The 23,220-nt window shown below is 71.8% G+C and carries 19 protein-coding genes and 1 pseudogene; 9 read left to right on the forward strand and 11 right to left on the reverse strand.

Going from position 1 to position 23,220, the window contains the following annotated elements; all coding sequences use genetic code 11:
• Window positions 1-186: 186 nt before the first annotated feature.
• The 10 genes from ACYVMZ_RS23200 to rsmI form a co-directional block, all read right to left on the reverse strand.
• Window positions 187-2,013, reverse strand: coding sequence for an outer membrane protein assembly factor BamB family protein (locus ACYVMZ_RS23200; protein WP_461082664.1), 1,827 nt, complete (start codon window positions 2,011-2,013; stop codon window positions 187-189).
• A 90-nt stretch (window positions 2,014-2,103) separates the two neighbouring features.
• Window positions 2,104-3,897 carry an outer membrane protein assembly factor BamB family protein gene (locus tag ACYVMZ_RS23205; RefSeq protein WP_461082666.1) on the reverse strand — a complete coding sequence of 598 codons (1,794 nt, stop codon included), beginning with the start codon at window positions 3,895-3,897 and terminating at the stop codon, window positions 2,104-2,106.
• A 194-nt stretch (window positions 3,898-4,091) separates the two neighbouring features.
• A complete protein-coding gene (locus ACYVMZ_RS23210) occupies window positions 4,092-5,903 on the reverse strand; it encodes an ABC-F family ATP-binding cassette domain-containing protein (RefSeq protein ID WP_461082668.1) in 1,812 nt (603 codons plus the stop codon).
• Window positions 5,904-6,003: 100 nt separating this feature from the next.
• On the reverse strand, window positions 6,004-7,128 hold the full coding sequence (locus tag ACYVMZ_RS23215; RefSeq protein WP_461082670.1) for a peptidoglycan recognition protein family protein: 1,125 nt from the start codon (window positions 7,126-7,128) through the stop codon (window positions 6,004-6,006).
• 140 nt (window positions 7,129-7,268) lie between these two features.
• Entirely contained in the window at window positions 7,269-8,201 is a 933-nt protein-coding gene (locus ACYVMZ_RS23220; RefSeq protein WP_461082672.1) for a 4-(cytidine 5'-diphospho)-2-C-methyl-D-erythritol kinase, read from the reverse strand.
• Window positions 8,202-9,089, reverse strand: a complete 888-nt coding sequence (gene rsmA / locus ACYVMZ_RS23225; protein WP_461082674.1) for a 16S rRNA (adenine(1518)-N(6)/adenine(1519)-N(6))-dimethyltransferase RsmA — start codon at window positions 9,087-9,089, stop codon at window positions 8,202-8,204. It abuts the gene before it with no gap.
• A 127-nt stretch (window positions 9,090-9,216) separates the two neighbouring features.
• On the reverse strand, window positions 9,217-10,623 hold the full coding sequence (locus ACYVMZ_RS23230) for a ubiquitin-like domain-containing protein (RefSeq protein WP_461082676.1): 1,407 nt from the start codon (window positions 10,621-10,623) through the stop codon (window positions 9,217-9,219).
• A 113-nt stretch (window positions 10,624-10,736) separates the two neighbouring features.
• Complete coding sequence (locus ACYVMZ_RS23235; RefSeq protein ID WP_461082678.1) at window positions 10,737-11,606, reverse strand: TatD family hydrolase; 870 nt, start codon at window positions 11,604-11,606, stop codon at window positions 10,737-10,739.
• Between the two features lie 44 nt (window positions 11,607-11,650).
• The gene (locus ACYVMZ_RS23240; RefSeq protein WP_461082680.1) at window positions 11,651-12,091 is read right to left on the reverse strand and encodes a hypothetical protein; all 441 of its coding nucleotides are present in this window, start codon (window positions 12,089-12,091) and stop codon (window positions 11,651-11,653) included.
• 251 nt (window positions 12,092-12,342) lie between these two features.
• A complete protein-coding gene (gene rsmI, locus ACYVMZ_RS23245) occupies window positions 12,343-13,185 on the reverse strand; it encodes a 16S rRNA (cytidine(1402)-2'-O)-methyltransferase (protein WP_461082682.1) in 843 nt (280 codons plus the stop codon).
• A 62-nt stretch (window positions 13,186-13,247) separates the two neighbouring features.
• Here rsmI and ACYVMZ_RS23250 point away from each other — a divergent pair, with 62 nt between their 5' ends.
• The 3 genes from ACYVMZ_RS23250 to ACYVMZ_RS23260 all read left to right on the forward strand — a co-directional run bounded on the left by ACYVMZ_RS23250 (window position 13,248) and on the right by ACYVMZ_RS23260 (window position 18,581).
• Window positions 13,248-14,999 (forward strand): dolichyl-phosphate-mannose--protein mannosyltransferase, encoded by a 1,752-nt coding sequence (locus ACYVMZ_RS23250; protein WP_461082684.1) that lies wholly within the window; start codon window positions 13,248-13,250, stop codon window positions 14,997-14,999.
• Window positions 15,000-15,103: 104 nt separating this feature from the next.
• On the forward strand, window positions 15,104-16,732 hold the full coding sequence (locus tag ACYVMZ_RS23255; RefSeq protein ID WP_461082686.1) for a penicillin-binding transpeptidase domain-containing protein: 1,629 nt from the start codon (window positions 15,104-15,106) through the stop codon (window positions 16,730-16,732).
• A gap of 169 nt (window positions 16,733-16,901) precedes the next feature.
• On the forward strand, window positions 16,902-18,581 hold the full coding sequence (locus ACYVMZ_RS23260; RefSeq protein ID WP_461082688.1) for a penicillin-binding transpeptidase domain-containing protein: 1,680 nt from the start codon (window positions 16,902-16,904) through the stop codon (window positions 18,579-18,581).
• A gap of 90 nt (window positions 18,582-18,671) precedes the next feature.
• On the opposite strand, the gene ACYVMZ_RS23265 is transcribed toward ACYVMZ_RS23260, so the two are convergent.
• Window positions 18,672-19,040, reverse strand: coding sequence for an SsgA family sporulation/cell division regulator (locus ACYVMZ_RS23265; RefSeq protein WP_461082690.1), 369 nt, complete (start codon window positions 19,038-19,040; stop codon window positions 18,672-18,674).
• On the opposite strand from ACYVMZ_RS23265, the pseudogene ACYVMZ_RS23270 reads away from it, so the two are divergent.
• From ACYVMZ_RS23270 to ACYVMZ_RS23295, 6 genes and pseudogenes are all read left to right on the forward strand, one after another.
• A pseudogene (locus ACYVMZ_RS23270) lies at window positions 19,027-19,251 on the forward strand (PDGLE domain-containing protein); the annotation flags it as partial. The gene ACYVMZ_RS23265 and the pseudogene ACYVMZ_RS23270 overlap by 14 nt on opposite strands.
• A gap of 1 nt (window position 19,252) precedes the next feature.
• Window positions 19,253-20,014 (forward strand): cobalt ECF transporter T component CbiQ, encoded by a 762-nt coding sequence (cbiQ, locus tag ACYVMZ_RS23275; protein WP_461082692.1) that lies wholly within the window; start codon window positions 19,253-19,255, stop codon window positions 20,012-20,014.
• Window positions 20,002-20,766, forward strand: a complete 765-nt coding sequence (locus tag ACYVMZ_RS23280) for an energy-coupling factor ABC transporter ATP-binding protein (protein ID WP_461082694.1) — start codon at window positions 20,002-20,004, stop codon at window positions 20,764-20,766. The genes cbiQ and ACYVMZ_RS23280 overlap by 13 nt, the downstream gene beginning before the upstream one ends.
• Before the next feature lie 14 nt (window positions 20,767-20,780).
• Window positions 20,781-21,260, forward strand: a complete 480-nt coding sequence (locus tag ACYVMZ_RS23285) for a MarR family winged helix-turn-helix transcriptional regulator (protein WP_461082696.1) — start codon at window positions 20,781-20,783, stop codon at window positions 21,258-21,260.
• 124 nt (window positions 21,261-21,384) lie between these two features.
• Window positions 21,385-21,861 carry an organic hydroperoxide resistance protein gene (locus ACYVMZ_RS23290; protein WP_461082698.1) on the forward strand — a complete coding sequence of 159 codons (477 nt, stop codon included), beginning with the start codon at window positions 21,385-21,387 and terminating at the stop codon, window positions 21,859-21,861.
• A gap of 97 nt (window positions 21,862-21,958) precedes the next feature.
• Window positions 21,959-23,128, forward strand: a complete 1,170-nt coding sequence (locus ACYVMZ_RS23295) for a serine hydrolase domain-containing protein (RefSeq protein ID WP_461082708.1) — start codon at window positions 21,959-21,961, stop codon at window positions 23,126-23,128.
• Window positions 23,129-23,220: the final 92 nt, after the last annotated feature.

Consider the following 23,220-nt stretch of genomic DNA (forward strand, 5'->3'; position numbering starts at 1 on the left):
GCTCCCCCAACCGGCGAGAATCGCCCCGGATCGCCGAAATTCCTCGCATTCGAGAGTCATTCGAAGCTGATGAGCGGTACGTGCACGGCCCCGCCCCTGAGCAGGGACGGGGCCGCAACCCTACAACGCCGGATCTCCTCGATCGGCCGCCTCGATCAGCCGCCGATCAACTTGCTCATCCGCCGATCAACCCGTACCGAACGCGATCGCCAGGTACTCCTTCTCGTCCGTGCTGGACCGCTCGGAGGCGAACACCTGCGACATGTACAGGTGCCCCTGCGCGAAGTGGATCTCGGAGTACTCCGGCAGCATGCTGGTCTCCACGTCCCGCACCGTCTCCGTGGCCGGGTTCTCCAGCAGCTTGGTCATCTTGAAGCTGCCGCCGTCGATGCTCACGATCTGGCCGCCCTTGTCGTACGGCGGACGCTTGTACGCCAGCAGGTTCCCGCCGTCCATGCGCAGCGGCGAGATCGTGTAGCCGTCGCCCGCGTCCGCCCGCTGACCCGTCTGCTTGCCCGTCGCCAGGTCGAAGGCGACGATCTCGTTGGTCCGGCTGTACTCGCCGGTGCCCTCGTGCTCCTCGGTCGACACGTACAGCCGGTCGTTGCCGACGACCAGCTGGGTGCAGTGCTCGGTCCGGGAGATGCTGTCGCAGCGGCCCGCGAACTGGTCGCCCGGCGCCGAGATACGGGTGCGCAGCTTGCCGGTCTTGTTGTCGATGGAGAAGAAGTCGGAGATGCCGCTGCCGTCCCCCGCGCTGTCGCCGACGTCGGCGGCCACGACGAGCGGATTGGTCGACACCACGCCGGCGTACTCGATGCCCTGCGCCATCTTGTACTCCGAGATCACCTTCCCGGACTTCGGGTCGATGGTCTGGATGTGCAGCTGACGCTGGTCGTACGAACCGCACTTGCGCACGGCGACCAGCTTCTCGCCACCGCCGTAGCCGGAGTCGTAACAGGAGTCGCTCGGCTTAGGGCTCCACAGCACCTTGCCCGAGACGTCGAAGGCGGCGCCGCCGCTGGTGCCGCCGACGGCGATGGTGTTCCCGCTGATCGTGACGTTGCTGAAGTTGGCCGGCTGGTCGCCGTCCTTGACCGTCTTCGTCCACAGCTTCTTGCCCGCGTCGAGGTCGAGCGCCGCGACCTGGCTGCAGCCGTGCGAGGGGTCGGCCTTGGTCGGCATCGCGGGCTGGAACACGACGGCCGTCTTGTTGTCCGCGGTGACATGGCGGCTGGCCGTGCAGACGGGGCCGGGCAGCGGGATCGTCCAGAGCTTGGTGCCCTTGTCGGGGTCGTAGCCGACGATCTCGGCGATGCCGCTCTTGACGTACGCCTTGTCGGTGAGCCACGAACCGGAGACGACGACGGACCTGTCGTCCTTGTTCACCTCGGGCATCGGGACCTGGAAGAGGACCTTGGCGTCGGGGTCGGCGGGCGCCTTCTCCTTGCCGCCGGAGGTGGTGCCGCCGGTGCCGCCGTTCTTGTCGTCCCCTCCGCCGGTGCCGCCGCTGGAGCTCGCCGTGTCGTCCTTCTTGCCGTCGTCCTTGCCGGACGCGTACCAGACACCGCCGCCGACGATCAGCGCGATCGCCACGACCGCGGCGACGATGATCGCCAGCTGCGCGTTGACCTTCCGCCCACCGGCCGGCTGCCCCGGCTGCGGCTGCAGCGGCATGGTCGCATGCGGATACCCGTACCCGGGCTGGCCGCCGTACGGCCCCGGCGGCTGGCCGGGGTAGCCGTAACCGGGCGGGGCCTGCGGCGGCTGGGGCGCCTGGGGTCCGGCCTGCGGATAGCCGTAGCCGGGCTGCGGCTGCTGGGCGGGCGGCGGGGGCGGGGTCTGGGGAGCCGGAGGCGTCTGCGGGGCCTGCGGGTAGCCGTACCCCGGCCCCGGCGTCTGCGGAGGCTGCGGCGCACCGAACCCGCCCTGCTGCTGCGGCTGGTCCTGGGGCGGGCCGAAACCTCCGCCCTGCGGAGGCTGGTGGGGTGGCGGGGGCGGCGGCTGGGCCATGGCGTGAGCACCTCGAAGACGGGGACGACGGGCGACAGGAGGGAGAAGGGGGGAAGGAGGAGAAGGGGGAGAAGGGGGAGAAGGGGGAGATCACTTGCCGTAGGCCAGCATCAACTTCTCCTTCGTGTCGTCGTTGCCGGTCAGCCGGGTCGTCGAGATGTAGAAGCGTCCGCCGACCCAGTCGATGTCCTTGGAGAAGAAGCCGTTCTCGATGTCCGCGGCGCCCTGCGGGTTCTGCAGCAGCTTGACCGGCTGGTGGCTGCTGCCGGTGGTCGGGATGGACACGATCTGGCCGCCCGCGTCGTACGACGGCTCCACGTAGGCGATGAGCTTGCCGCCCTCGGCCTTCATCGGCAGCATCGACTCGTCCGCGGGGGACTTCACGCGCCACTTCTCCTTGCCGTTGGCGAGGTTGACCGCGACGATCTCGTTCGCCCCGGTGGTCGCCTCGGTCGGCAGGTAGAGGGTGTCCTCGTCGACGGCGACGCCCTGGCAGCCCTGGAGGTCGCGTTCGAGGATGGCCCAGCCGCACTGGGGGGCGAAGTCCTCGTCGAAGGACACCTGGGAGCGGAACTTGCCGCCGGCGGTGAAGGTGGAGATGTTCCAGGCCTTCTTGTCCTCGTTGGTGCTGTAGACGACCAGCGGGTTGACGGAGTAGGTGCGCGCGACCCGCCAGCCCTTGTCGAACTTCTGGGTCCACTTGACCTTGCCGGTCTTCGGGTCGAGCTCCTGGATCTCGTCGTGCTCGTTGGTGCCGCCGGCGCCGCAGGAGGCGACCTGGAACAGCTTCTCGCCGCCCGCGAACGCGGCCGGGAAGCAGGCGTCGCCGTACCGCTTCTTGTCGAACAGCTTCTTGCCGCTGGTCACGTCGTAGGCCGTGCCGGACTGCGAGCGGCCCACCATCAGCGTGTTGCCGGTGATGGACAGCTCCACGGAGAGCGTGGAGTCGAACAGCGCGCCGTCCGCGACCTCGCCCTTCCAGCCCTTCTCGCCGGTGTTGAGGTCGATCTCCTGGAGCTGGTTGCACTCGGCGCGGCTGCTGCCGCCGCTCATGTAGGCGACGACGATCTTGTCGTCGGCCGTCTTCTGGGATGTGGTCGCGCAGATCTTCTGCGGGAAGGTGATCGGGTCCCAGGCCGGTGTGCCGTCGCCGACGTCGAAGGCGAGGAGTTGCTTGTACGCGGCCTTCACCGCCGTCTTGTCGGTGATCCACATGCCGGGGGCCTCGGCGCCGGAACCGGGCGCGTCGGGCGCCGACTTGTACCAGAGCACCTTGGCCTCGCCGGGCTGGCGGCCCTCGTTGAGGTTCTCCGGGTCCTCGCCGCCGGCGCCACTGCCGTCGCCGGGGTTGACCGGGGAGCCGAAGGAGTCGGGCTTGGCGTCGTCGGTCTGCTGGGCGACCGGCTTCTTCTTGCCCTTGCCGCCGTCGTCGCCGCCGATGACCGCCCACGCGGTGCCGCCGATGACGAGCAGCGCCGCGACCGCCGCGCCGATGACGACGGCCGGCTTGCCCTTGAAGGGGTTGCGGGAGCCGGAGCCGGGCGGGGTGCCGGGCGCGCCCGGGTACTGCGGCTGCGGCGGGTAGCCGTAGCCGGGCTGACCGCCGTACGGGCCTGGCTGCTGCGGCTGGCCGTACGGACCGGGCTGCTGCGGCTGGCCGTAGGGACCCGGCTGGGCATACGGACCCGGCTGGGCGTACGGACCCGGCTGCTGCTGGGGATAGCCGTACCCCGGCTGCGGCGGGCCCTGCGGAGGCGGTGGAGTCTGCGGAGGCGGTGGGGTCTGTGGAGCCCCGAAGCCACCTCCCTGCGGTGCTCCCTGCGGCGGCTGGTCCTGCGGCGCGCCGAAGCCCCCCTGCGGAGGCTGGTTGGGCGGCTGAGTCATCAGCGGCTTCCCCCGTTCAATCACTGATTTTTAGCCACGCCCTGAGGTACGTGATGGACCCAGAGTCGTACTCAGAAAGTTCTCAGACGGCTCTTTGTATCACCCGGGACCGACAACGGAGCGGGCCGGTTCCGCCCCTGTTCCCAAGGGAGGACCGGCCCGTGACGCCCCCGTTATGCGCCTTCACGCACCCTTCACGCGTCGTCGGCGAGTTCCAGCCAGCGCATCTCCAGCTCCTCGCGCTGGCCGGCCAACTCCCGCAGCTCGGCATCGAGTTCGGCCACCTTCGCGAAGTCGGTGGCGTTGTCGGCGATGTGGGCGTGCAGCTTGGTCTCCTTCTCGGAGATCCGGTCCAGCTGCCGCTCGATCTTCTGGAGCTCCTTCTTGGCGGCGCGCTGGTCAGCGGCGCTCTTCTCGGTCCTGTCCGGGGCGGGCTTGGCCGCGACGGGCGCGGTGGCCGCCACCGCCTCCTCCATCCGCCTGCGGCGCTCCAGGTACTCGTCGATGCCGCGCGGCAGCATGCGCAGCGTGCCGTCGCCGAGCAGGGCGAACACCCGGTCGGTGGTGCGTTCGATGAAGAACCGGTCGTGGGAGATGACGATCATCGAGCCGGGCCAGCCGTCGAGCAGGTCCTCGAGCTGGGTGAGGGTCTCGATGTCGAGGTCGTTGGTGGGCTCGTCGAGGAAGAGTACGTTGGGCTCGTCCATCAGCAGCCGCAGCAGCTGGAGCCGGCGGCGCTCACCACCCGACAGGTCGCCGACCGGCGTCCACTGCTTCTCCTTGCCGAAGCCGAACGTCTCGCACAGCTGCCCGGCGGTCATCTCCCGCCCCTTGCCGAGGTCGACGCGCTCGCGCACCCGCTGCACGGCCTCCAGCACCCGCCAGGTGGGGTCGAGTTCGGCGACCTCCTGGGACAGGTAGGCGAGCTTGACGGTCCTGCCGACGCGGATCCGCCCGGCCGCGGGCTGACGCTCGCCCTCGCTGTAGGCGGCGTCGGCGAGCGCCCGCAGCAGCGAGGTCTTGCCCGCGCCGTTGACGCCGACGAGACCGATGCGGTCACCGGGGCCGAGCTGCCAGGTGACGTGCTTGAGCAGCACCTTGGGCCCGGCCTGGATCGTGATGTCCTCAAGGTCGAAGACGGTCTTGCCCAGCCGCGAGGACGCGAACTTCATCAGCTCGCTGCTGTCCCGGGGCGGCGGTACGTCCGCGATGAGCTCGTTGGCGGCCTCGACGCGGAAGCGCGGCTTGGAGGTACGGGCGGGCGCTCCGCGCCGCAGCCAGGCCAGCTCCTTGCGGACGAGGTTCTGCCGCTTGACCTCCTCGGTGGCGGCGATGCGCTCGCGTTCGGCGCGGGCGAAGACGTAGTCGGAGTAGCCGCCCTCGTACTCGTGGACCGTGCCGCGCTGGACGTCCCACATGCGCGTGCAGACCTGGTCGAGGAACCACCGGTCGTGGGTGACGCACACCAGCGCCGAGCGGCGGTTCTGCAGGTGCTGGGCCAGCCAGGCGATGCCCTCGACGTCGAGGTGGTTGGTCGGCTCGTCGAGGACGATCAGGTCCTGCTCCTCGATGAGCAGCTTGGCGAGCGCGATCCGGCGCCGCTCACCGCCGGAGAGGGGGCCGATGACGGTGTCGAGGCCCTTCGGGAAGCCGGGCAGGTCGAGCCCGCCGAACAGCCCGGTCAGCACGTCCCTGATCTTGGCGTTGCCCGCCCACTCGTGGTCGGCCATGTCGCCGATGACCTCGTGCCGGACGGTGGCCTCGGGGTCGAGGGAGTCGTGCTGGGTGAGCACGCCGAGGCGCAGCCCGCCGGAGTGCGTCACCCGCCCGGTGTCGGCCTCCTCCAGCTTGGCCAGCATCCGGATCAGGGTCGTCTTGCCGTCCCCGTTCCGGCCGACGACGCCGATGCGATCTCCTTCGGAGACGCCGAGCGAGACGCCGTCCAGGAGGGCACGGGTGCCGTACACCTTGCTGACGTTCTCGACATTGACCAGGTTGACGGCCATTTCTCTCCTGCGCAGGCGGCTGTGTCGATGTGCGGCTCCGCCGCGTGGGTCAGCCTCCCAGCGTAACGGGCCCCGGAAGGCCGACCTGTCGACCCGTACGTCAGCGGGAGGCGGCGGTGCGGACCTCGGCGAGGAGGTCGTACATCGTCTGGCCGGGGCACTCCGTCTGCAGCCAGTCGCGGTGGCCGCTGATGGTCCGCACGTCCTTGGTCACGCCGTTGACCGGGTTGGTGTAGGTGGTCTGCGCCTGCGGGTCGAGGCCCTTGTACCGGGTGATCACCTTGATGAGCCGGGTCAGGGACGCCTTGGCCGCGTCCGTGGGCGGCCGGTCGTTGAGGGTGCCGAGCAGGGCGATGCCGAGGTTGCCCGAGTTGAAGCCGCCGGTGTGGAAGGCGGTGACCAGGTTGCCGTCCTTGTCGAAGGCGGGGATGCCGTCGTCGCCGGAGTAGCGGCCCTCGTAGAGGGTGCCCGTCTCGTCGATGAGGAAGTGGTAGCCGATGTCGCCCCAGTCGTTGGTGATCGCGTGGAACTCGTAGATCGCGCGGACGGTCGCGGCCGGGTCCGGGTCGTCGTTCGGGGTGGCGGTGTGGTGCACCGTGATCGACTGCAACGGGAAGTACTGCTCGGGCGAGTTGACCTTGCCGTCCTTGAAGCGCTTGGACTCGTCGGCACCCCAGGCGGGGCGGGAGAGGTAGCGGACGCCGCGCACCCGGGTGGGCTCGGAGGGCACCTTGAAGGTGCGCTTCGGGCCGTCGGTCGTGTCGATCGCCAGCGAGCGCACGGACGTCACCCCGTCCGGGGCCTTCAGCTCGTACGCGGTGGCGTTCCCGGCGGCGACGAGTGCGGCCCCGCCGTCCTCGAGGGTCGCGCAGCCGGCGCCGACCTGCTGCCACGTGCCCGGGGACGCGTCCCCGTCCGCGAACCGGATGCCGGTGCCGTCCTGGCCGCCGGTCCAGCGGACGCCGACGTAGGAGGCGGCGAAGGCGGTGGTGGCCTTGCCGGTGCCGGTGGCGGCCTCGGCGCGGGTGGCGGGGAACTTCTCGGGTGTCGTCCCCGAGTCGCCGGAACCGGACGGGGAGGTGCCCGGGTCGTCGGACTCGGTCGCCGCGAAGACCATCGGCGTCAGGGCGGCACCGGCGGCCACGGCTCCGGCGGCGCCGATCACGCCGCGCCGGGAGACGGGCCGCTTTCTGCGGTGGGAGGGGGAGTGCGGGGTTGCAGACACGGAAGTGACCTTCCAGCCGTTCACTTGACGGACGGCACGCCGGAGGAGGGCCAGGGCGGGCCGGTTGTTTGAATCCTCAAGTGAGGCTAGCCGTCACATGTGTCACTGCTGTACTGCGGGTGCGGTATTCCGTGTGGAGATCAGGCGAAGAATGTTTGACTCCGGTCGGCTTTGACGACCGTGGCGCCCGGCACCGGACCGGACGCCGTACGCACCGTGCGGCACGTACCGGACGCCCGCAGCGCCTCCGCCACCGTGGCCGCCGACGCCTCGTCCCGGGCGAGGAACGCCGTGGTCGGGCCGGAACCCGAGACCAGCGCGGCGAGAGCCCCGGCCGCTCGGCCGGCCGCGAGGGTGTCGGCGAGCTCCGGGAAGAGGGAGAGGGCCGCGGGCTGGAGGTCGTTGGAGACGGTGGCGGCGAGCGCGTGGGGGTCGCCCTTGGCGAGGGCGTCGAGGAGTTCCCGGGAGGCGACGGGCTCGGGGATGTCCCGGCCCTCGCCGAGCCGGTCGAACTCCCGGAAGACGGCCGGGGTGGACAGCCCGCGCCCGGCCATCGCGAACACCCAGTGGAAGGCGCCGCCTACGTCGAGAGCCGTCAGCTTCTCCCCGCGCCCGGTGCCCAGGGCGGCGCCCCCGACCAGGCTGAACGGCACGTCACTGCCCAACTGGGCGCAGATGTCGAGGAGTTCGTCGCGGGAGGCACCCGTCTCCCACAGCGTGTCGCAGGCGAGCAGCGCGCCGGCGCCGTCCGCGCTGCCGCCCGCCATGCCGCCGGCGACAGGGATGTCCTTGGCGATGTGGAGGTGCACGTCGGGCGTACGGCCGTACCGCGCGGCGAGCGCCTCGGCCGCGCGCGCCGCCAGGTTCGTCCGGTCCAGCGGGACTTGGTCGGCGTCCGGGCCCTCGCAGGTGACGCGGAGTCCGTCGGGCGACGGGGTGACGGTGACCTCGTCGTACAGGCCGACCGCGAGGAAGACGTTGGCCAGGTCGTGGAAGCCGTCGGGGCGGGCGGGGCCGACCGCGAGCTGGACGTTGACCTTGGCGGGGACGCGGACGGTGACGCTCGCGTTCACTTACTCGGACTCCTTGTGCTGGGCGCGGGCCGGGCCGTGTTCGGCGATGCGCGCGAACTCCTCGACGGTGAGGGACTCGCCGCGCGTTTGAGGGGAGACCCCGGCGGCTACGAGCGCCGCCTCGGCTGCCGCCGCCGAGCCCGCCCATCCGGCGAGGGCGGCCCGCAGCGTCTTGCGGCGCTGGGCGAACGCCGCGTCGATGACGGCGAAGACCTCGTCCTTGGTGGCGGTGGTCTTGACCGGCTCGGTGCGGCGGGTGAGGGAGACCAGCCCGCTGTCGACGTTGGGCGCCGGCCAGAAGACGGTGCGGCCGATGGCGCCGGCCCGCTTGACCTCGGCGTACCAGTTGGCCTTGACCGAGGGAACGCCGTACACCTTCGAGCCGGGCGGGGCGGCGAGGCGGTCGGCGACTTCCGACTGGACCATGACGAGGGTGCGTTCGATGCTCGGGAAGGTGTCGAGCATGTGCAGCAGGACCGGCACGGCGACGTTGTAGGGGAGGTTGGCGACCAGCGCGGTCGGGGCCGGGCCCGGCAGCTCGGTGACGTGCATCGCGTCGGAGTGGACCAAGGCGAACCGGTCGGCGCGGGCCGGCATGCGGGCGGCGATGGTGGCCGGGAGGGCGGCGGCGAGGACGTCGTCGATCTCCACGGCGGTGACGCGGTCGGCGGCCTCCAGCAGGGCGAGGGTGAGCGAGCCGAGCCCGGGGCCGACCTCGACGACCACGTCCTCGGGGCGGACGCCGGCGGTGCGGACGATACGGCGGACCGTGTTCGCGTCGATCACGAAGTTCTGGCCGCGTTGTTTGGTGGGGCGGACGCCGAGGGCTGCCGCCAGTTCGCGGATGTCGGCGGGGCCCAGCAGGGCGTCGGGGGTGGGGCTGGTCACGGGACCAGGGTACGGGGCGGTGCCTTCGCGGCCGGCCTTGGCTGTGTGGTGCCGGGTGCTGGGCTGGGCGGGGTGGGTCGCGCAACCCGACGCAGGCCACAGCGCCGAGCACCCTCCGGTCAGCCGCTCACCCGTGCAACCGCGCCCCGCAATGCGGCCAAGGGCTCGTCCCCTGGCGCATGTACAGCTTCTTCGCTCTGTAGGTCTGTTCCGCCGCCGGGGCGTCCTGGGGGCGGCCGTGGCCGCCGAGGCTCTGCCAGGTCCGGGTGTCGAACTGGTAGAGGCCGCCGTACGTGCCCGAGGGGTCGACCGCGTCGGGGCGGCCGCCGGACTCGCAGGCCGCCAGGCCCTGCCAGTCGAGGTGGTCGGCGCCGTGCACGGACGTCGGCTGCGGCTTCGTGCCGACCTTCACCAGCTGGGGGCGCGGCTCGCGCACCAGCTCCGAGCTGACGCGGCGCGGCTTCTGCCGGACGCCGTTGACGATGCGCAGGGAGTACGTGATGCGGCGCAGGCCGGGCCGGCCCGCCTGCTCCACGACCTCCGTGCCCCGGAACAGGGAGGGGTCGTCGGTCCGCCGCACCTGGAACGGGATCGGCTCCTCACGGACCTCCCTCCTGCTGGTGATCCGCAGCACGCTGATGGTCTGGCCGTCGCGCGGGAAGCTGCCGGGCGGGACGGACGTGGTGTCCTGGCCGCGCAGGGTGATCCCGGCCTCCTCGACGGCCTCCCGCACGGTCGCCGCGTTGGTGCGGAGGGTGCGTGCGCGGCCGTCCGCCAGGATCGTCACCGCGCGCTCGGTGCGCACGTCCAGCGCGAGTCCCTCCCGCCCGATCCGCCGGGAGCGCGAGGTGGACACATACGCGCCCTCCGCACGCACCCCCAGCTGTCGGAGCGCCCCCTCCACCGTGCGGGCCGTCGTCCACACCTCGCGCGGGCGGCCGTCGAGGGTGAGCCGCACGGGGCGGCCGTAGCGCACCGCGACCTCGTCGCCGCTGGTGAGCTCCGTGCCGGGCGCGGGCGCCACCACGTCGTGGGCTCCCACTTCGACGCCCTCCTCGGCCAGCAGTTCGGTGACGTCGTCGGCGAAGGTGTGCAGCGTGCGCTGTCGGCCGTCGACGCTCAGCTCGATCGCCTTGTCCTTGGCGACGAACGCGGTGGTGCCGCCCGCCAGGAACGCCACGACCAGGGCCTGCGGCAGCAGGCGGCGCATGGAGCCGTCCGAGCGTTCGGCGTGCCGGGACCTGCGCCGGCGCGTGGACCGCCGGCCGCCTCCGTCGCGTGGGGCGGGCACGGGCGCTGCCTCGTCCGGGGCGCTCCGCCGGGGCAGCGCGGCCTCGGGCATCTCGTAGGCGGACCGGTACGTGTCGGTGGGGACGCCGTACGTCCCGGCCCTGCCGTGGGAGGCGCCGTACTCCGGCGTCGGCGCGCGGTGCACGTCGAGCCCGCCGTGAGCCAGCGGCTCGTACGGGTCGTACGGGTCGTACGGGTCGTACGTCTCCTGCGTCTCGTACGTCTCGTACTGGGATCTGCTCACGCCGACACGCTCCAGGGGCCGGAGGGGTCCAGAGGGGTCCGGATCGGGCCCCCAGAACCTAGCGGAGCGGCCGTCACTCTCCAAAGCGACGCGACTACACAGGGTGTTGTTCGTCAGTAACCGAATGCCCGGGCCGTGTTCGCCGCCAGAGCCGTGGCCATGGCGTCCTCGTCGATGCCGCGCACGGTGGCCAGGGCACGCACGGTGATCGGGATCAGGTACGGGGCGTTGGGCCGTCCGCGATGGGGCACCGGGGTCAGGAAGGGCGCGTCCGTCTCGACGAGGAGCAGCTCCAGCGGGGCCACCGCCACCGCGTCCCGCAGGTTCTGCGCGTTCTTGAAGGTGACGTTGCCGGCGAAGGACATGAAGTAGCCCGCGCTCGCGCAGATCTCCGCCATCTCCGCGTCCCCGGAGTAGCAGTGGAAGACGGTGCGTTCGGGGGCGCCCTCCTCCTTCAGCACGCGGAGCACGTCGGCGTGGGCCTCGCGGTCGTGGATGACCAGGGCCTTGCCGTGCCGCTTGGCGATCTCGATGTGGGCGCGGAAGGACCGCTCCTGCGCCGCCTTGCCCTCCGGGCCGGTGCGGAAGTAGTCCAGGCCGGTCTCGCCGACGCCCTTGACCTGGGGCAGCCCGGCCAGCCGGTCGATCTCGGCGAGCGCCTCGTCCAGCGCCGCGTCCCCGCCCGGCTGGCGGGCGCCCTGCCTGGACCAGCCGTCCGGGTCGCCGTGGACGATGCGCGGGGCCTCGTTCGGGTGCAGCGCGACCGTCGCGTGGACGGCGTCGTACGCCGCCGCCGTCTCGGCCGCCCAGCGGGAGCCCTTGAGGTCGCAGCCGACCTGCACGACCGTGGTCACACCCACCGACGCGGCCTTGGCGAGGCCCTCCTCGACGGTGCCGGACTGCATGTCGAGGTGGGTGTGGGAGTCGGCGACCGGCACCCGGAGGGGCTCCGGCGCAGGTGGGGCTTCGGCGTGGGTAGGCATGCCCCGATCCTACGAAAGGGGCATGCCTACCCTCGGCCGGGCGCTCAGCTCGTCCTGCGGTGGAACGGGTGCAGAAGGTCGGACAGGTGCCAGTGGTGGTCGTCTCCCGGGTGGTCTCCGTGATGGTCCCCGGGCGCCTCCGCCCCGGCCTCCGCCGCCGTCGTCGGCGCCTGAACGGGCCCGGCCAGGGGCACGCGGTGCGACCGGTGCGCCGCCTCGCGCGCCGACGCCACCTGCCCCGCACGCATGATCCGCACGACGTGGCCGTCGCAGTTCTGGCACGTGGGCCGGCTCAGCGGGGACGGCACGATCGCGCCGTCCACCACGTACAGGACGAACTCGTGGCCCTCGGCGTCCGTGTGGTGCTCGATCTCGTACGACTGCTCCCAGCCTTGCCCGCAGCGCATGCAGGCGAAGGAATACGACTCGTGTACGACGGCGGTCGCCCCGTTGCGAAGGCCGGTCTGCCCTGCGATCTCACTCATGCCAGCTCCTGCCAGTCCGCTGGACCGGGACGGGTACGTCCCCGCAACCCAGTGGACTCCTCCGGCAGCGCGAAGACAGCAGAACTGTCAAGTGTTGGCGGCGTTTTGGGCGTTCCTTGCCACAGCGGCCCAAGCCCTTTGCCGCCCCATGGGGCAACGCCCAAAAGGGCGCGGGGCTGTAGCGATAGGCGGCTCCGCCGCGTGGGCGCGACCCGCCACGGCGAACGGCCGGCCCGCAAACGAACCGACGCTCAGTGGCGCTTGGCGGCAACCACCGCGTCGAACACCTCCCGCTTGGGCACCCCCACCTCCGCCGCCACCGCCGCGATCGCCTCCTTGCGCCGCTCCCCCGCCTCCTCGCGCACCCGCACCCGGCGCACGAGCTCGGCGGCGTCGACCTCCTCGGGCCCCTTCTCCGGCGCCCCCTCGACGACGACGGTGATCTCCCCGCGCACGCCCTCGGCCGCCCACGCGGCCAGCTCGCCCAGCGGACCGCGCTTGACCTCCTCGTACGTCTTGGTCAGCTCCCGGCACACGGCGGCGCGCCGCGCGGTCCCGAACACCTCGGCCATCGCGGCGAGCGTGTCGTCGAGCCGGTGCGGGGCCTCGAAGTACACAAGAGTCCGCCGCTCGTCGGCCACCGCCCGCAGCCGCGACAACCGCTCCCCCGCCTTGCGCGGCAGGAACCCCTCGAAGCAGAACCGGTCCACCGGCAGCCCGGACAGCGCCAGCGCGGTGAGCACGGCTGACGGCCCGGGCACGGCGGTGACGCGCACCCCCTGCTCCACGGCCGCAGCGACGAGCCGGTACCCGGGGTCCGACACCGACGGCATCCCGGCGTCGGTCACCAGCAGGACCCGCGAGCCCTCGAGGAGCGCCTCGACGAGTTCCGGCGTCCGGGCGGACTCGTTGCCCTCGAAGTACGACACGACGCGTCCCTTGGGCGTCACCCCCAGCGCCTGGGTGAGGCGCCGCAGCCGCCGGGTGTCCTCGGCGGCGACCACGTCCGCCCCGGCCAGTTCCTCGGCGAGCCGGGGCGGGGCGTCCGCGATGTCGCCGATGGGGGTGCCTGCCAAAACAAGGGTTCCTGTCACGTTTCCATCCTCGCAGGGCCCATCCACGGGACTCCCACAGACGTGTTCCCTACGATGGCGCGGTGACCAGTACAGCGTCGTCCATGGACTCCACGGACACCCGGCAGGACCAGGCGCCGCACGAACAGCGGCCCACCTGGCAGCAGCGGCTGCGCCGTTTCGGCTACCTGGCGGGGCCGACCAGCGATGTCCGTGACCGCCTGGTGCCGCCGTACACGAAGCCCAGCCCGCGTCTGTGGGCGGTGCTCGGCGTGCCGCCCACGCTCGCGGAGCGTCTCACGCGCTGGTCGGCCTGGGGCGGTCCGCTGCTCGTCACGCTCATGGCGGGCGTCATGCGGTTCTGGAACCTGGGCAACCCCAAGGCGGTGATATTCGACGAGACGTACTACGCCAAGGACGCGTGGGCGCTCGTCCACCGCGGGTTCGAGGTCAACTGGGACAAGAACGTCAACGACCTGATCCTGTCGACGAACGGGAACGTCCCCGTCCCGACGGACGCGTCGTACGTCGTGCACCCGCCGGTCGGCAAGTACGTCATCGGACTGGGCGAGCTGATGTTCGGGTTCACCCCGTTCGGCTGGCGCTTCATGACCGCGCTGCTCGGCACCCTCTCCGTGCTGATGCTGTGCCGCATCGGCCGCCGCCTGTTCCGGTCCACGTTCCTCGGCTGCCTGGCGGGCGCGCTGATGGCGGTGGACGGTCTGCACTTCGTGATGAGCCGGACCGCGCTGCTCGACGGCGTGCTGATGTTCTTCATCCTCGCCGCGTTCGGCTGCCTGCTCATCGACCGGGACAAGGCGCGCGGGAAACTCGCCGCCGCGCTCCCCGCCGACGCCGACGGCCGCGTCCGCCCCGACGCGCACATCGCCGAGACGACCCGTCTGGGCCTGCGCCCGTGGCGGTGGGCGGCGGGCCTGATGCTGGGCCTGGCCATCGGCACCAAGTGGAACGGCCTGTACATGCTGGCCGCCTTCGGCATCATGACCGTCCTGTGGGACGTCGGCTCCCGCCGGGTCGCCGGCGCCCGCCGCCCGCATCTGGCCGTGCTCAAGCACGACCTGGGCTGGGCGTTCCTGGCGACGGTGCCGGTGGCCGTGTTCACCTACGTCGCGTCCTGGCTCGGCTGGATCCTCTCCCCGGCCGACGGCTCCGGCGGCTACTACCGCAACTGGGCCGCGACCGACGGCAAGGACAGCAACTGGTCCTGGCTCTTCCCGGACTGGTGGCGCAGCCTGTGGCACTACGAGGCGCAGGTGCTCGACTTCCACACCCACCTCACCTCGCCGCACACGTACCAGTCCAACCCGTGGAGCTGGATCGTCACCGGCCGGCCGGTGTCGTACTTCTACGAGTCGCCCGCGCCCGGCAAGGACGGCTGCCCCGTCGACGCGGGCGAGAAGTGCGCCCGTGAGGTGCTGGCGCTCGGCACGCCGGTGCTGTGGTGGGTGGCCTGCTTCGCGCTCCTGTACGTCCTGTGGCGCTGGCTCTTCCGCCGCGACTGGCGCGCGGGCGCCATCGCCTGCGGCATCGCGGCCGGCTATGTGCCCTGGTTCTTCTTCCAGGAGCGCACCATCTTCTACTTCTACGCCGTGGTCTTCCTGCCGTTCCTGTGCCTGGCGGCGGCCATGCTCCTCGGCGCGGTCGTCGGCCCGCCCCACTCCACCGACACCCGCCGCGTCGCGGGCGCGACGGGCGGGGGCGTGCTCGTCCTGCTGATCGCCTGGAACTTCATCTACTTCTGGCCGATCTACACCGGCACGGCGATCCCGATCGACGACTGGCGGTCACGTATGTGGCTGGACACCTGGGTCTGAGTCAGCCGGCTGATCTCTGTCCGGCAACGAACGGAAACTCCCCTCACATGGTCCCCTCCCGCCACTTACAGTTTCGAGGACTGAAAACGGGGAGGGGACGCGCGATGCGCAAGGGGGTCATGGCCGCCGTCATAGGTGGCGTGTTCGCGGTGATGGTGGGCGGGGCCGGGTACGGCGGCTACAACATCGTGAACGCGCTGAACGGCGGCGGGGGAACCAGCGGGTCGGCCACGGAGAAGAAGTCCGGGCCGCCGAGCAGTGCCGAGGTGAAGGAGACGACCGGGAAGTTCTTCGCGGCCTGGGAGAGGGGGCAGGCGGCGCAGGCGGCGACGTACACGAACAACGACGCGGGCGCCCGCGATCTGCTGACGGCCTACAGCGAGACGGCGCACATCACCGGCGTGAGGATCACGCCCGGCGCGGCGAGCGGCACCACCGTGCCGTACACGGTGAAGGCGACGGTGGCGTACGACGGGAAGTCCAAGCCGCTCAGCTACCGGAGCAAGCTGACGGTGGTGCGCGGGATCACCACGGGGCGGGCGCTGGTCGACTGGCAGCCGTCCGTCGTCCATCCCGAGCTGCACAAGGACGACACCCTCGTCACGGGGGAGTCGGCGAACCCGCCGATCGAGGCCGTCGACCGCGACGGCACCGTGCTGACGAAGGAGAAGTACCCCTCACTCGGGCCGATCCTGGACGCCCTGCGCGACAAGTACGGCGACAAGGCCGGCGGCTCGCCCGGTGTCGAGCTGGTGATCCGGCACGCCGACCAGGCCGCCGACACCCCGCTGCTGACCCTCGCCGCGGGCAGGCCCGGCAAGCTGCACACCACGCTCAGTGCCGGTGTGCAGGCGGCGGCGGAGAAGGCGGTGCGGAAGTACGCCGAGTCCTCGGTGGTGGCCGTGCTGCCGAGCACCGGTGAGGTGCTGGCGGTCGCCAACCACCGCGAGGACGGTTTCAACGCGGCCTTCGCCGGGCGGGTCGCGCCCGGCTCCACCATGAAGATCATCACCGCCGCGATGCTCATCGACAACGGTGTGACCTCGATGAACGGCCCGGCACCCTGCCCCCCGACCGCCGTGTGGCAGGGGCAGACCTTCGAGAACCTCACGGACATGGAGCCCAACGACAGCGCCACGCTCGCCAACAGCTTCCTGCGCTCCTGCAACACGGCCTTCATCAAGCTCATCGACGAGAAGCCGCTCACGGACGCCTCGCTGGCGCGGGAGGCCGAGGAGCGGTTCGGGCTCGGCCGCAACGACTGGAAGACGGGCATCGACTCCTTCGACGGCAGCGTCCCCGTCGTCTCCGGGCCGGACCGCGCGGCGGGCGCCATCGGACAGGGCCAGGTCCAGATGAACCCGCTGAACATGGCCTCGGTGACGGCCACCGCGATCACCGGGACCTTCCGCCAGCCCTACCTGGTGTCACCGAAGCTGGACGGCCGGCAGCTGGCGCAGGCGAAGGGCCTGCCGGCGAACACCGCCGCCCAGCTGAAGCAGATGATGCGGCTCACCGCCACCCAGGGCACCGGCGCCGAGGCCATGGCCGGGCTCAGCGGCGACATCGGCGCCAAGACGGGGTCGGCCGAGGTCGACGGGGTGGCGAAGTCCAACAGCTGGTTCACCGGGTTCCGGGGCGATGTCGCCGCGGCGGCCATGACCGAGCGGGGCGGCCACGGCGGCGACGCGGCCGGGCCGATTGTCGCAGCCGTGCTACAAGCGGGCGGCTGAACACGCCCACGCGTCACCCACTCAGGTCGGGACCCTAGGGTGGGGGCCGTCGTTGATGTCGGTGAGCACACCGAGAGCTACGAGAGCCATGAGGGCTACAAGAGTCACGAGGCTACGAGAGCTACGAGGGCTGCGGGGACCCTGGGCATATCGCGGAGGAACGAAAGCCGTGGGCAACAGAAGGCGCGTCGCCGAGCGACGGAAGACGAGACCCGCCGTGATCGGCGGAGTGATCGCCGTGGTCGTCGGCGGCGCCGGGGTCGCGGGCTACGCGCTGGTCGGCGGCGGGGCGGCGGCCGAGAACGGCACGCCGTCCACGTCCGCGGCCGGCGACCACAAGCCGCGGGTCAAGACCGGCCCGCTGTCGGCGACGGAGGTCACCACCGCCGCGCGCGCCTTCCTCACCGCGTGGCAGGCGGGCCAGGTCACGCGGGCCGCCGCGGCCACCGACGACCCGGTAGCGGCGAAGACACTGCTGACCGGCTACGCCAAGGACGCCCGCGTCAAGGACGTCACCCTCACCGCGGGCGCCCGTACCGGCGACAAGGTCCCGTTCGCGGTCAAGGGCACGGTGTCGTACAAGGGCACGAGCAAGCCGCTCGCGTACGACAGCGCGCTGACCGTCGTACGGCGCACCAGTGACGGCAAGCCGCTGGTCGACTGGCACGCCTCCGTCGTCCACCCCGACCTGAGGGACGGCGACAAGCTGGTCACCGGCGAGGCGGGCACCCCGCCGGTCAAGGCGCTCGACCGGGACGGCGGCGAGATCACCACGGCCCGGTACCCGTCGCTGGGCCCGGTGCTGGACGGGCTGCGCGAGAAGTACGGCAAGAAGGCCGGCGGCAAGGCCGGGGTCGAGCTGCGGGTGGTGCGCGGCGAGTCCGCCAAGTCGTCCGAGCTGTCCGACAAGACGCTGCTGGAGCTCAGCAAGGGCACGCCCGGCACGGTCGAGACCACGCTGGACCCCACCCTCCAGGCGGCCGCCGAACGGCAGGTCGCCAAGAAGGCGCGGGCGTCCGTGGTGGTGCTGCGCCCGTCCACCGGCGAGATCCTGGCGGCGGCAAATTCCTCGAAGGGCTTCAGCACCGCCTTCCAGGGCTCGCTCGCGCCCGGCTCCACGATGAAGGTCATCACGTCGTCGCTGCTCATCGAGAAGGGCCTGGCCTCGGCGGACAAGAAGCACCCGTGCCCGAAGTACTTCTCCTACGGCGGCTGGAAGTTCCAGAACGACGACAAGTTCGAGATCAAGGACGGCACGTTCAAGGCGAGCTTCGCCCGTTCCTGCAACACGGCCTTCATCAGCCAGGCCCCGAAGCTGAAGAACGACGACCTGACCAAGCAGGCCCAGCAGGTCTTCGGGCTGGGGCTGAACAACTGGGCGATCGGTGTGCCGTCCTTCGACGGCGCGGTGCCGGTGCAGTCGGCGGCCCCGATGGCGGCCTCGCTGATCGGCCAGGGCGGGGTCCGGATGAACCCGCTGAACATGGCCTCGGTGTCGGCGACGGTACAGGCCGGCACCTTCCACCAGCCGTACCTGGTGTCGCCGAAGGTGGACGGGCGGAAGCTGGCGACGGCCTCGCGCACGATGTCCGCGGGCACGCTGTCCCAGCTGCGTGAGCTGATGGCGTACACGGCGGCGTACGGCACGGCGGCGGAGGCGATGGCCGGGGTGAGCGGTGACGTCGGCGCGAAGACCGGCTCCGCCGAGGTCGACGGCCAGAAGAAGCCGAACGGCTGGTTCACCGCCTACCGCGGCGACCTGGCCGCCGCCGGCGTGGTCCAGGCGGGTGGGCACGGCGGCGAGACGGCCGGGCCGATCGTGGCGGCGCTGCTGAAGGCGGGCGGCTGACGGCGCTCCTGAAGAGAGCGGGCCTGCTGAAGAGCGAGTCTGCTGAACAGCGGGCCTCCTGCTGAAGGGCGTGCCTACTGCAGAGCGTGCCTACTGATGACGCGCCGCCGATGACCGTCCCACCGGCTCGGCGGTGCGCTGCACCGGCTCCGCCGCCAGGTACGTCCGCCGCAGGAACCTGCGCAGCGCCTTCGTCTCGAACTGCACCACCGACACCCCCTGCGCGGAGTGGAACTCCACCACGGCCTGCACCCGCCCGCACGGCCACACCCGCACCTCACCGCTCCCCGCAGGGACCCGCAGGCCCTGTTCCAGCATGTCCCGCGGGAGGGTCCACTCCCGCTGGCCGGCGCCGGGCAGTCCCACGCGCACCGAGCGGGGATCGTCCTCGGGGTCGTACCGCAGCGCCACGGGTACGGCCCCGCGGTCCTCGTCCACCAGGACGTCCGACCAGGGCATCGACAAGAAGGCCGAGGAGCACGCGGTCGCCGACTCACCGCTCGCCGACTACGGCGTCAAGGATGTCGAGGACGCCCGCCTGTCCGGGGGACTGGCGGGCGTCATCGGCGTCGGCGTCACGGTCGTGGCGGGCAGCGCGGTGTTCTGGGCGGTGCGCCGCCGCCGTACGGACGAGACCTGCCCCACGGCCGTGGAGACGGAGAACGTCTGACGTGGGCGCCGGGCACGCGCACAAGCTGTACCGGCACGGGCACTCGCCCGTGCACGGTCTGCCGCCGCACACCAAGCTGGCCGCGGCCTTCGCCTTCGTGGTCGTCGTGGTGTCGACGTCACGGGAGGCGATGTGGGCGTTCGGGCTGTACGCCGTGCTGCTGGCGTTCGTCGCGTACGCGGCCCGCGTGCCCGCCGGTTTCCTGCTCAAGCGGCTGCTGATCGAGGTGCCGTTCGTGGCGTTCGCGGTGCTCATGCCGTTCGTGGCGGAGGGCGAGCGGGTCGACGTGCTGGGGATGTCCCTGAGCGTGAACGGCCTGTGGGGCGCCTGGAACGTGCTGGCCAAGGGCACGCTGGGCGTCGCCACCTCCGTGCTGCTCGCCGCCACCACCGAGCTGCGCGAGATCCTCCTCGGCCTCCAGCGGCTCAAGCTCCCGCCCCTGCTCGTCCAGATCGCGTCCTTCATGATCCGCTACGGCGACGTCATCACGGACGAGATGCGGCGCATGCGCATCGCCCGGGAGTCGCGCGGCTTCGAGGCCCGCGGCATCCGGCACTGGGGCGTCCTCGCCAAGTCGGCGGGCGCGCTGTTCATCCGTTCCTACGAGCGCGGCGAGCGCGTGCACCTGGCCATGGTCAGCCGCGGATACGCCGGTTCCATGCCGGTCATCGACGAGGTGACCGCCTCCCGGGCGCAGTGGTCGTACGCCCTCGCCCTGCCCTGTGCCGCCCTCGTGGTCTGTCTGCTGGGATGGATGCTGTGACAGCTTCTCTGGAGGTCTCCGGCCTCGCCTTCGCCTACCCCGACGGGCACCAGGCCCTGTTCGGCGTCGACTTCGCCGTCGAACGCGGCGAACGGGTCGCGCTGCTCGGCCCGAACGGCGCCGGCAAGACGACCCTCGTCCTGCACCTCAACGGCATCCTGACCGGCGGCACGGGCACGGTGCGCGTCGCCGGGCTGCCCGTCGGCAAGCAGCACATGGCCGAGATCCGCCGCCGGGTCGGCATCGTCTTCCAGGACCCGGACGACCAGCTGTTCATGCCGACCGTGCGGGAGGACGTGGCGTTCGGGCCGGCGGCGGCCGGACTGAGGGGCCCGGAGCTGGAGGAGCGGGTCGACCGGGCGCTGGAGCGGGTCGGCATGGCGGAGTTCAAGGACCGGCCCCCGCACCACCTCTCCTTCGGGCAGCGGCGCCGCGTGGCCGTGGCCACCGTCCTCGCCATGGAGCCGGAGATCCTGGTCCTGGACGAGCCGTCCTCCAACCTCGACCCGGCCTCCCGCCGCGAACTGGCCGACATCCTGCGCTCCCTGGACGTGACCGTGCTCATGGTGACGCACGACCTCCCCTACGCCCTGGAGCTGTGCCCCCGCTCCCTCGTCCTGAGCGACGGCGTCATCGCGGCGGACGGCAGGACGGCCGAGCTGCTCGCCGACGACGACCTGATGGGCGCCCACCGTCTCGAGTTGCCGTACGGCTTCGATCCGCGCTCGGTACCGGCCGCTCCGGGCCGCTGAGTGACAATGGCCGCGTGACGAACCAGGACGAGGAGAACCAGGACGAGGACGCCGGGTCGCTGCTGCTGGACGAGCAGCTGTGCTTCGCGCTGTACGCCGCCCACCGCGCGGTGACGGCCGCGTACCGCCCGCTCCTCGACGAGCTCGGCCTCACCTACCCGCAGTACCTCGTCCTGCTGGCCCTCTGGGAGCGCGGCGAGACGACGGTCAAGGAGCTGGCCGGTGCCCTGCGCCTCGACTACGGCACGGTCTCCCCGCTGCTGAAGCGGCTGGAGAGCGCGGGGCTCGTACGCCGGGAACGCGCGGCCCACGACGAGCGCTCGGTGCTGGTGGCGGTGACCGGGCGCGGGGAGGAACTCCGGGAGCGCGCGGCGCGCGTGCCGGGCGCGATGCTCGCGGCCACCGGGCTGGGCGAGCCGGAAGTGGCCCGGCTGCGCGAGGAGTTGCGGCGGCTGGCGGAGCGGGCGGAAGCCGCGGCGGATCGGTCCCGCTGAGCCGCCGTACCCGCTGATCTCGGGTTACCGGCGGTTGCTACCCCCTGGTAACAGCAGCCTTCCTACCGACCAGTACCTTGTGCACGATGTATGTGCGCACCACGTGTTCCGGGGGAGGGCCACCATGACCGACGGCACCATGACCGACGACGCCACGACCGACGGCACCACTGTCGACACCCGTCCGACGAAGATCATGTACGTCGCCGAGGCCACCGCGCACGGTGGACGCGAGGGCTATGTGACCAGCCAGGACGGCCAGCTGGACCTGAAGGTCGCGATGCCCCCGGAGCTGGGCGGCGACGGCAACGGCACCAACCCGGAGCAGCTCTTCGCGGCCGGCTACAGCTCCTGCTTCCACAACGCCCTGATCATGGTCGGCAACCGTGCGGGTTACGACCTGAGCGGCTCCACGGTCGCCGCGAAGGTCGGCATCGGCCCCAACAAGCACCGCGGCTACGGCCTCGCGGTCGCCCTGAGCGTCTCCCTGCCGGTTCTGGACGCGGACCTCGCGGCCAAGCTGGTGGATGAGGCCCACGAGGCCTGCCCGTACTCGAACGCGACGCGCGGCAACATCGACGTAACGATCCTGCTGGGCTGACGCGACCAGGGAATCGCAGGCTGAGGCCGGGCGTTGCCCCCACTGTCGCAAGCGAGTGGAAGGACGTGCGGACGTGGGCGCGGACGGAGACCTGGACGTGGATGTGCACGGCACGGTGGCCGAGGGCTTCGAGCCGGTCAGGGCAGCGTTCGTACGGAACTTCACGGCGCTCGGGGACCGGGGCGCGGCCGTCGCCGTGTACCGGGACGGGCGCCGGGTCGTCGACCTGTGGGCCGGCACCCGCGATGTGGACGGTGTGGACGGTGACGCGCCGTGGGAACGGGGCACCGCGCAGGTCATCCGCTCGGCGACGAAGGGCGTAGCCGCCGCCGTCCCCCTCCTGCTGCACCAGCGCGGAGAGCTGGACCTGGACGCCCCGCTCGGCCACTACTGGCCGGAGTTCAAGGCGCACGGCAAGGACCGGGTCCTCGTCCGGCACGTCCTGAACCACCGGGCCGGCCTCCCCGTCCTGGACCACCCGCTCACCCCGGCCGAGGCTCTCGATCCCCTGCGCGGCCCGGAGGCCGTGGCCGCGCAGGCGCCCGTGTGGGAGCCGGGCACCGACCACGGCTACCACGCGCTGACGTACGGCTGGATGCTGGACGAACTGGTGCGGCGCGTGACGGGCCGCGGCACCGGCGCGTGGATCGCGTCGCAGATCGCCGCCCCGCTGGGCCTGGACCTGTGGCTCGGCCTGCCGGACACGCAGACGGGCCGGGTGGGCCGGGTCGGCCGGGTCGAGGGACCCGAGCCGGCGAGCGGGCTGCGTACCCGCCCCAAGCGCTCGGTCACCGAGGCCTACGACGACCCCGGCTCCCTCACCCGCCGGGCCTTCGCCGCCATCACCCCGTTCCCCGACCAGAACGACCCGGCGTACCGCAGGGCGGCCCTCCCCGCGACCAACGGCATCGCGACGGCGGACGGACTGGCCCGCTTCTACGCGGCCCTGATCGGGGAGGTGGACGGTGTGCGGCTGTTCGAGCCGGGCACGGTGGAGCTGGCCCGCGCCGAGGAGTCCGCGGGCCCGGACCGCGTCCTGGTCGTCACCACCCGCTTCGGCCTCGGCTACATGCTGCACGGCAGCGCCTCCCCCTTCCTGTCGCCGGGTTCCTTCGGCCACCCGGGACGCGGGGGCGCCCTCGGCTTCGCCGACCCCGAGTCGGGGATCGCGTTCGGCTATGTGACGAACGGCTTCCGCAAGACGGTGACGGCGGATCCGAGGGCACAGGCGCTGGTGCGGGCGGTACGGCAGGCCGTCGGCGGCTAGACGAGTAGTTCCGAATGCGGGGTTCTCAGCCGTGGGGAGGGTGTCCAACATCGGGTTGTGACGACCGAGTTAGACACCCTCTTGACCGCACT

The sequence above is a fragment of the Streptomyces deserti genome, assembly GCF_054782695.1.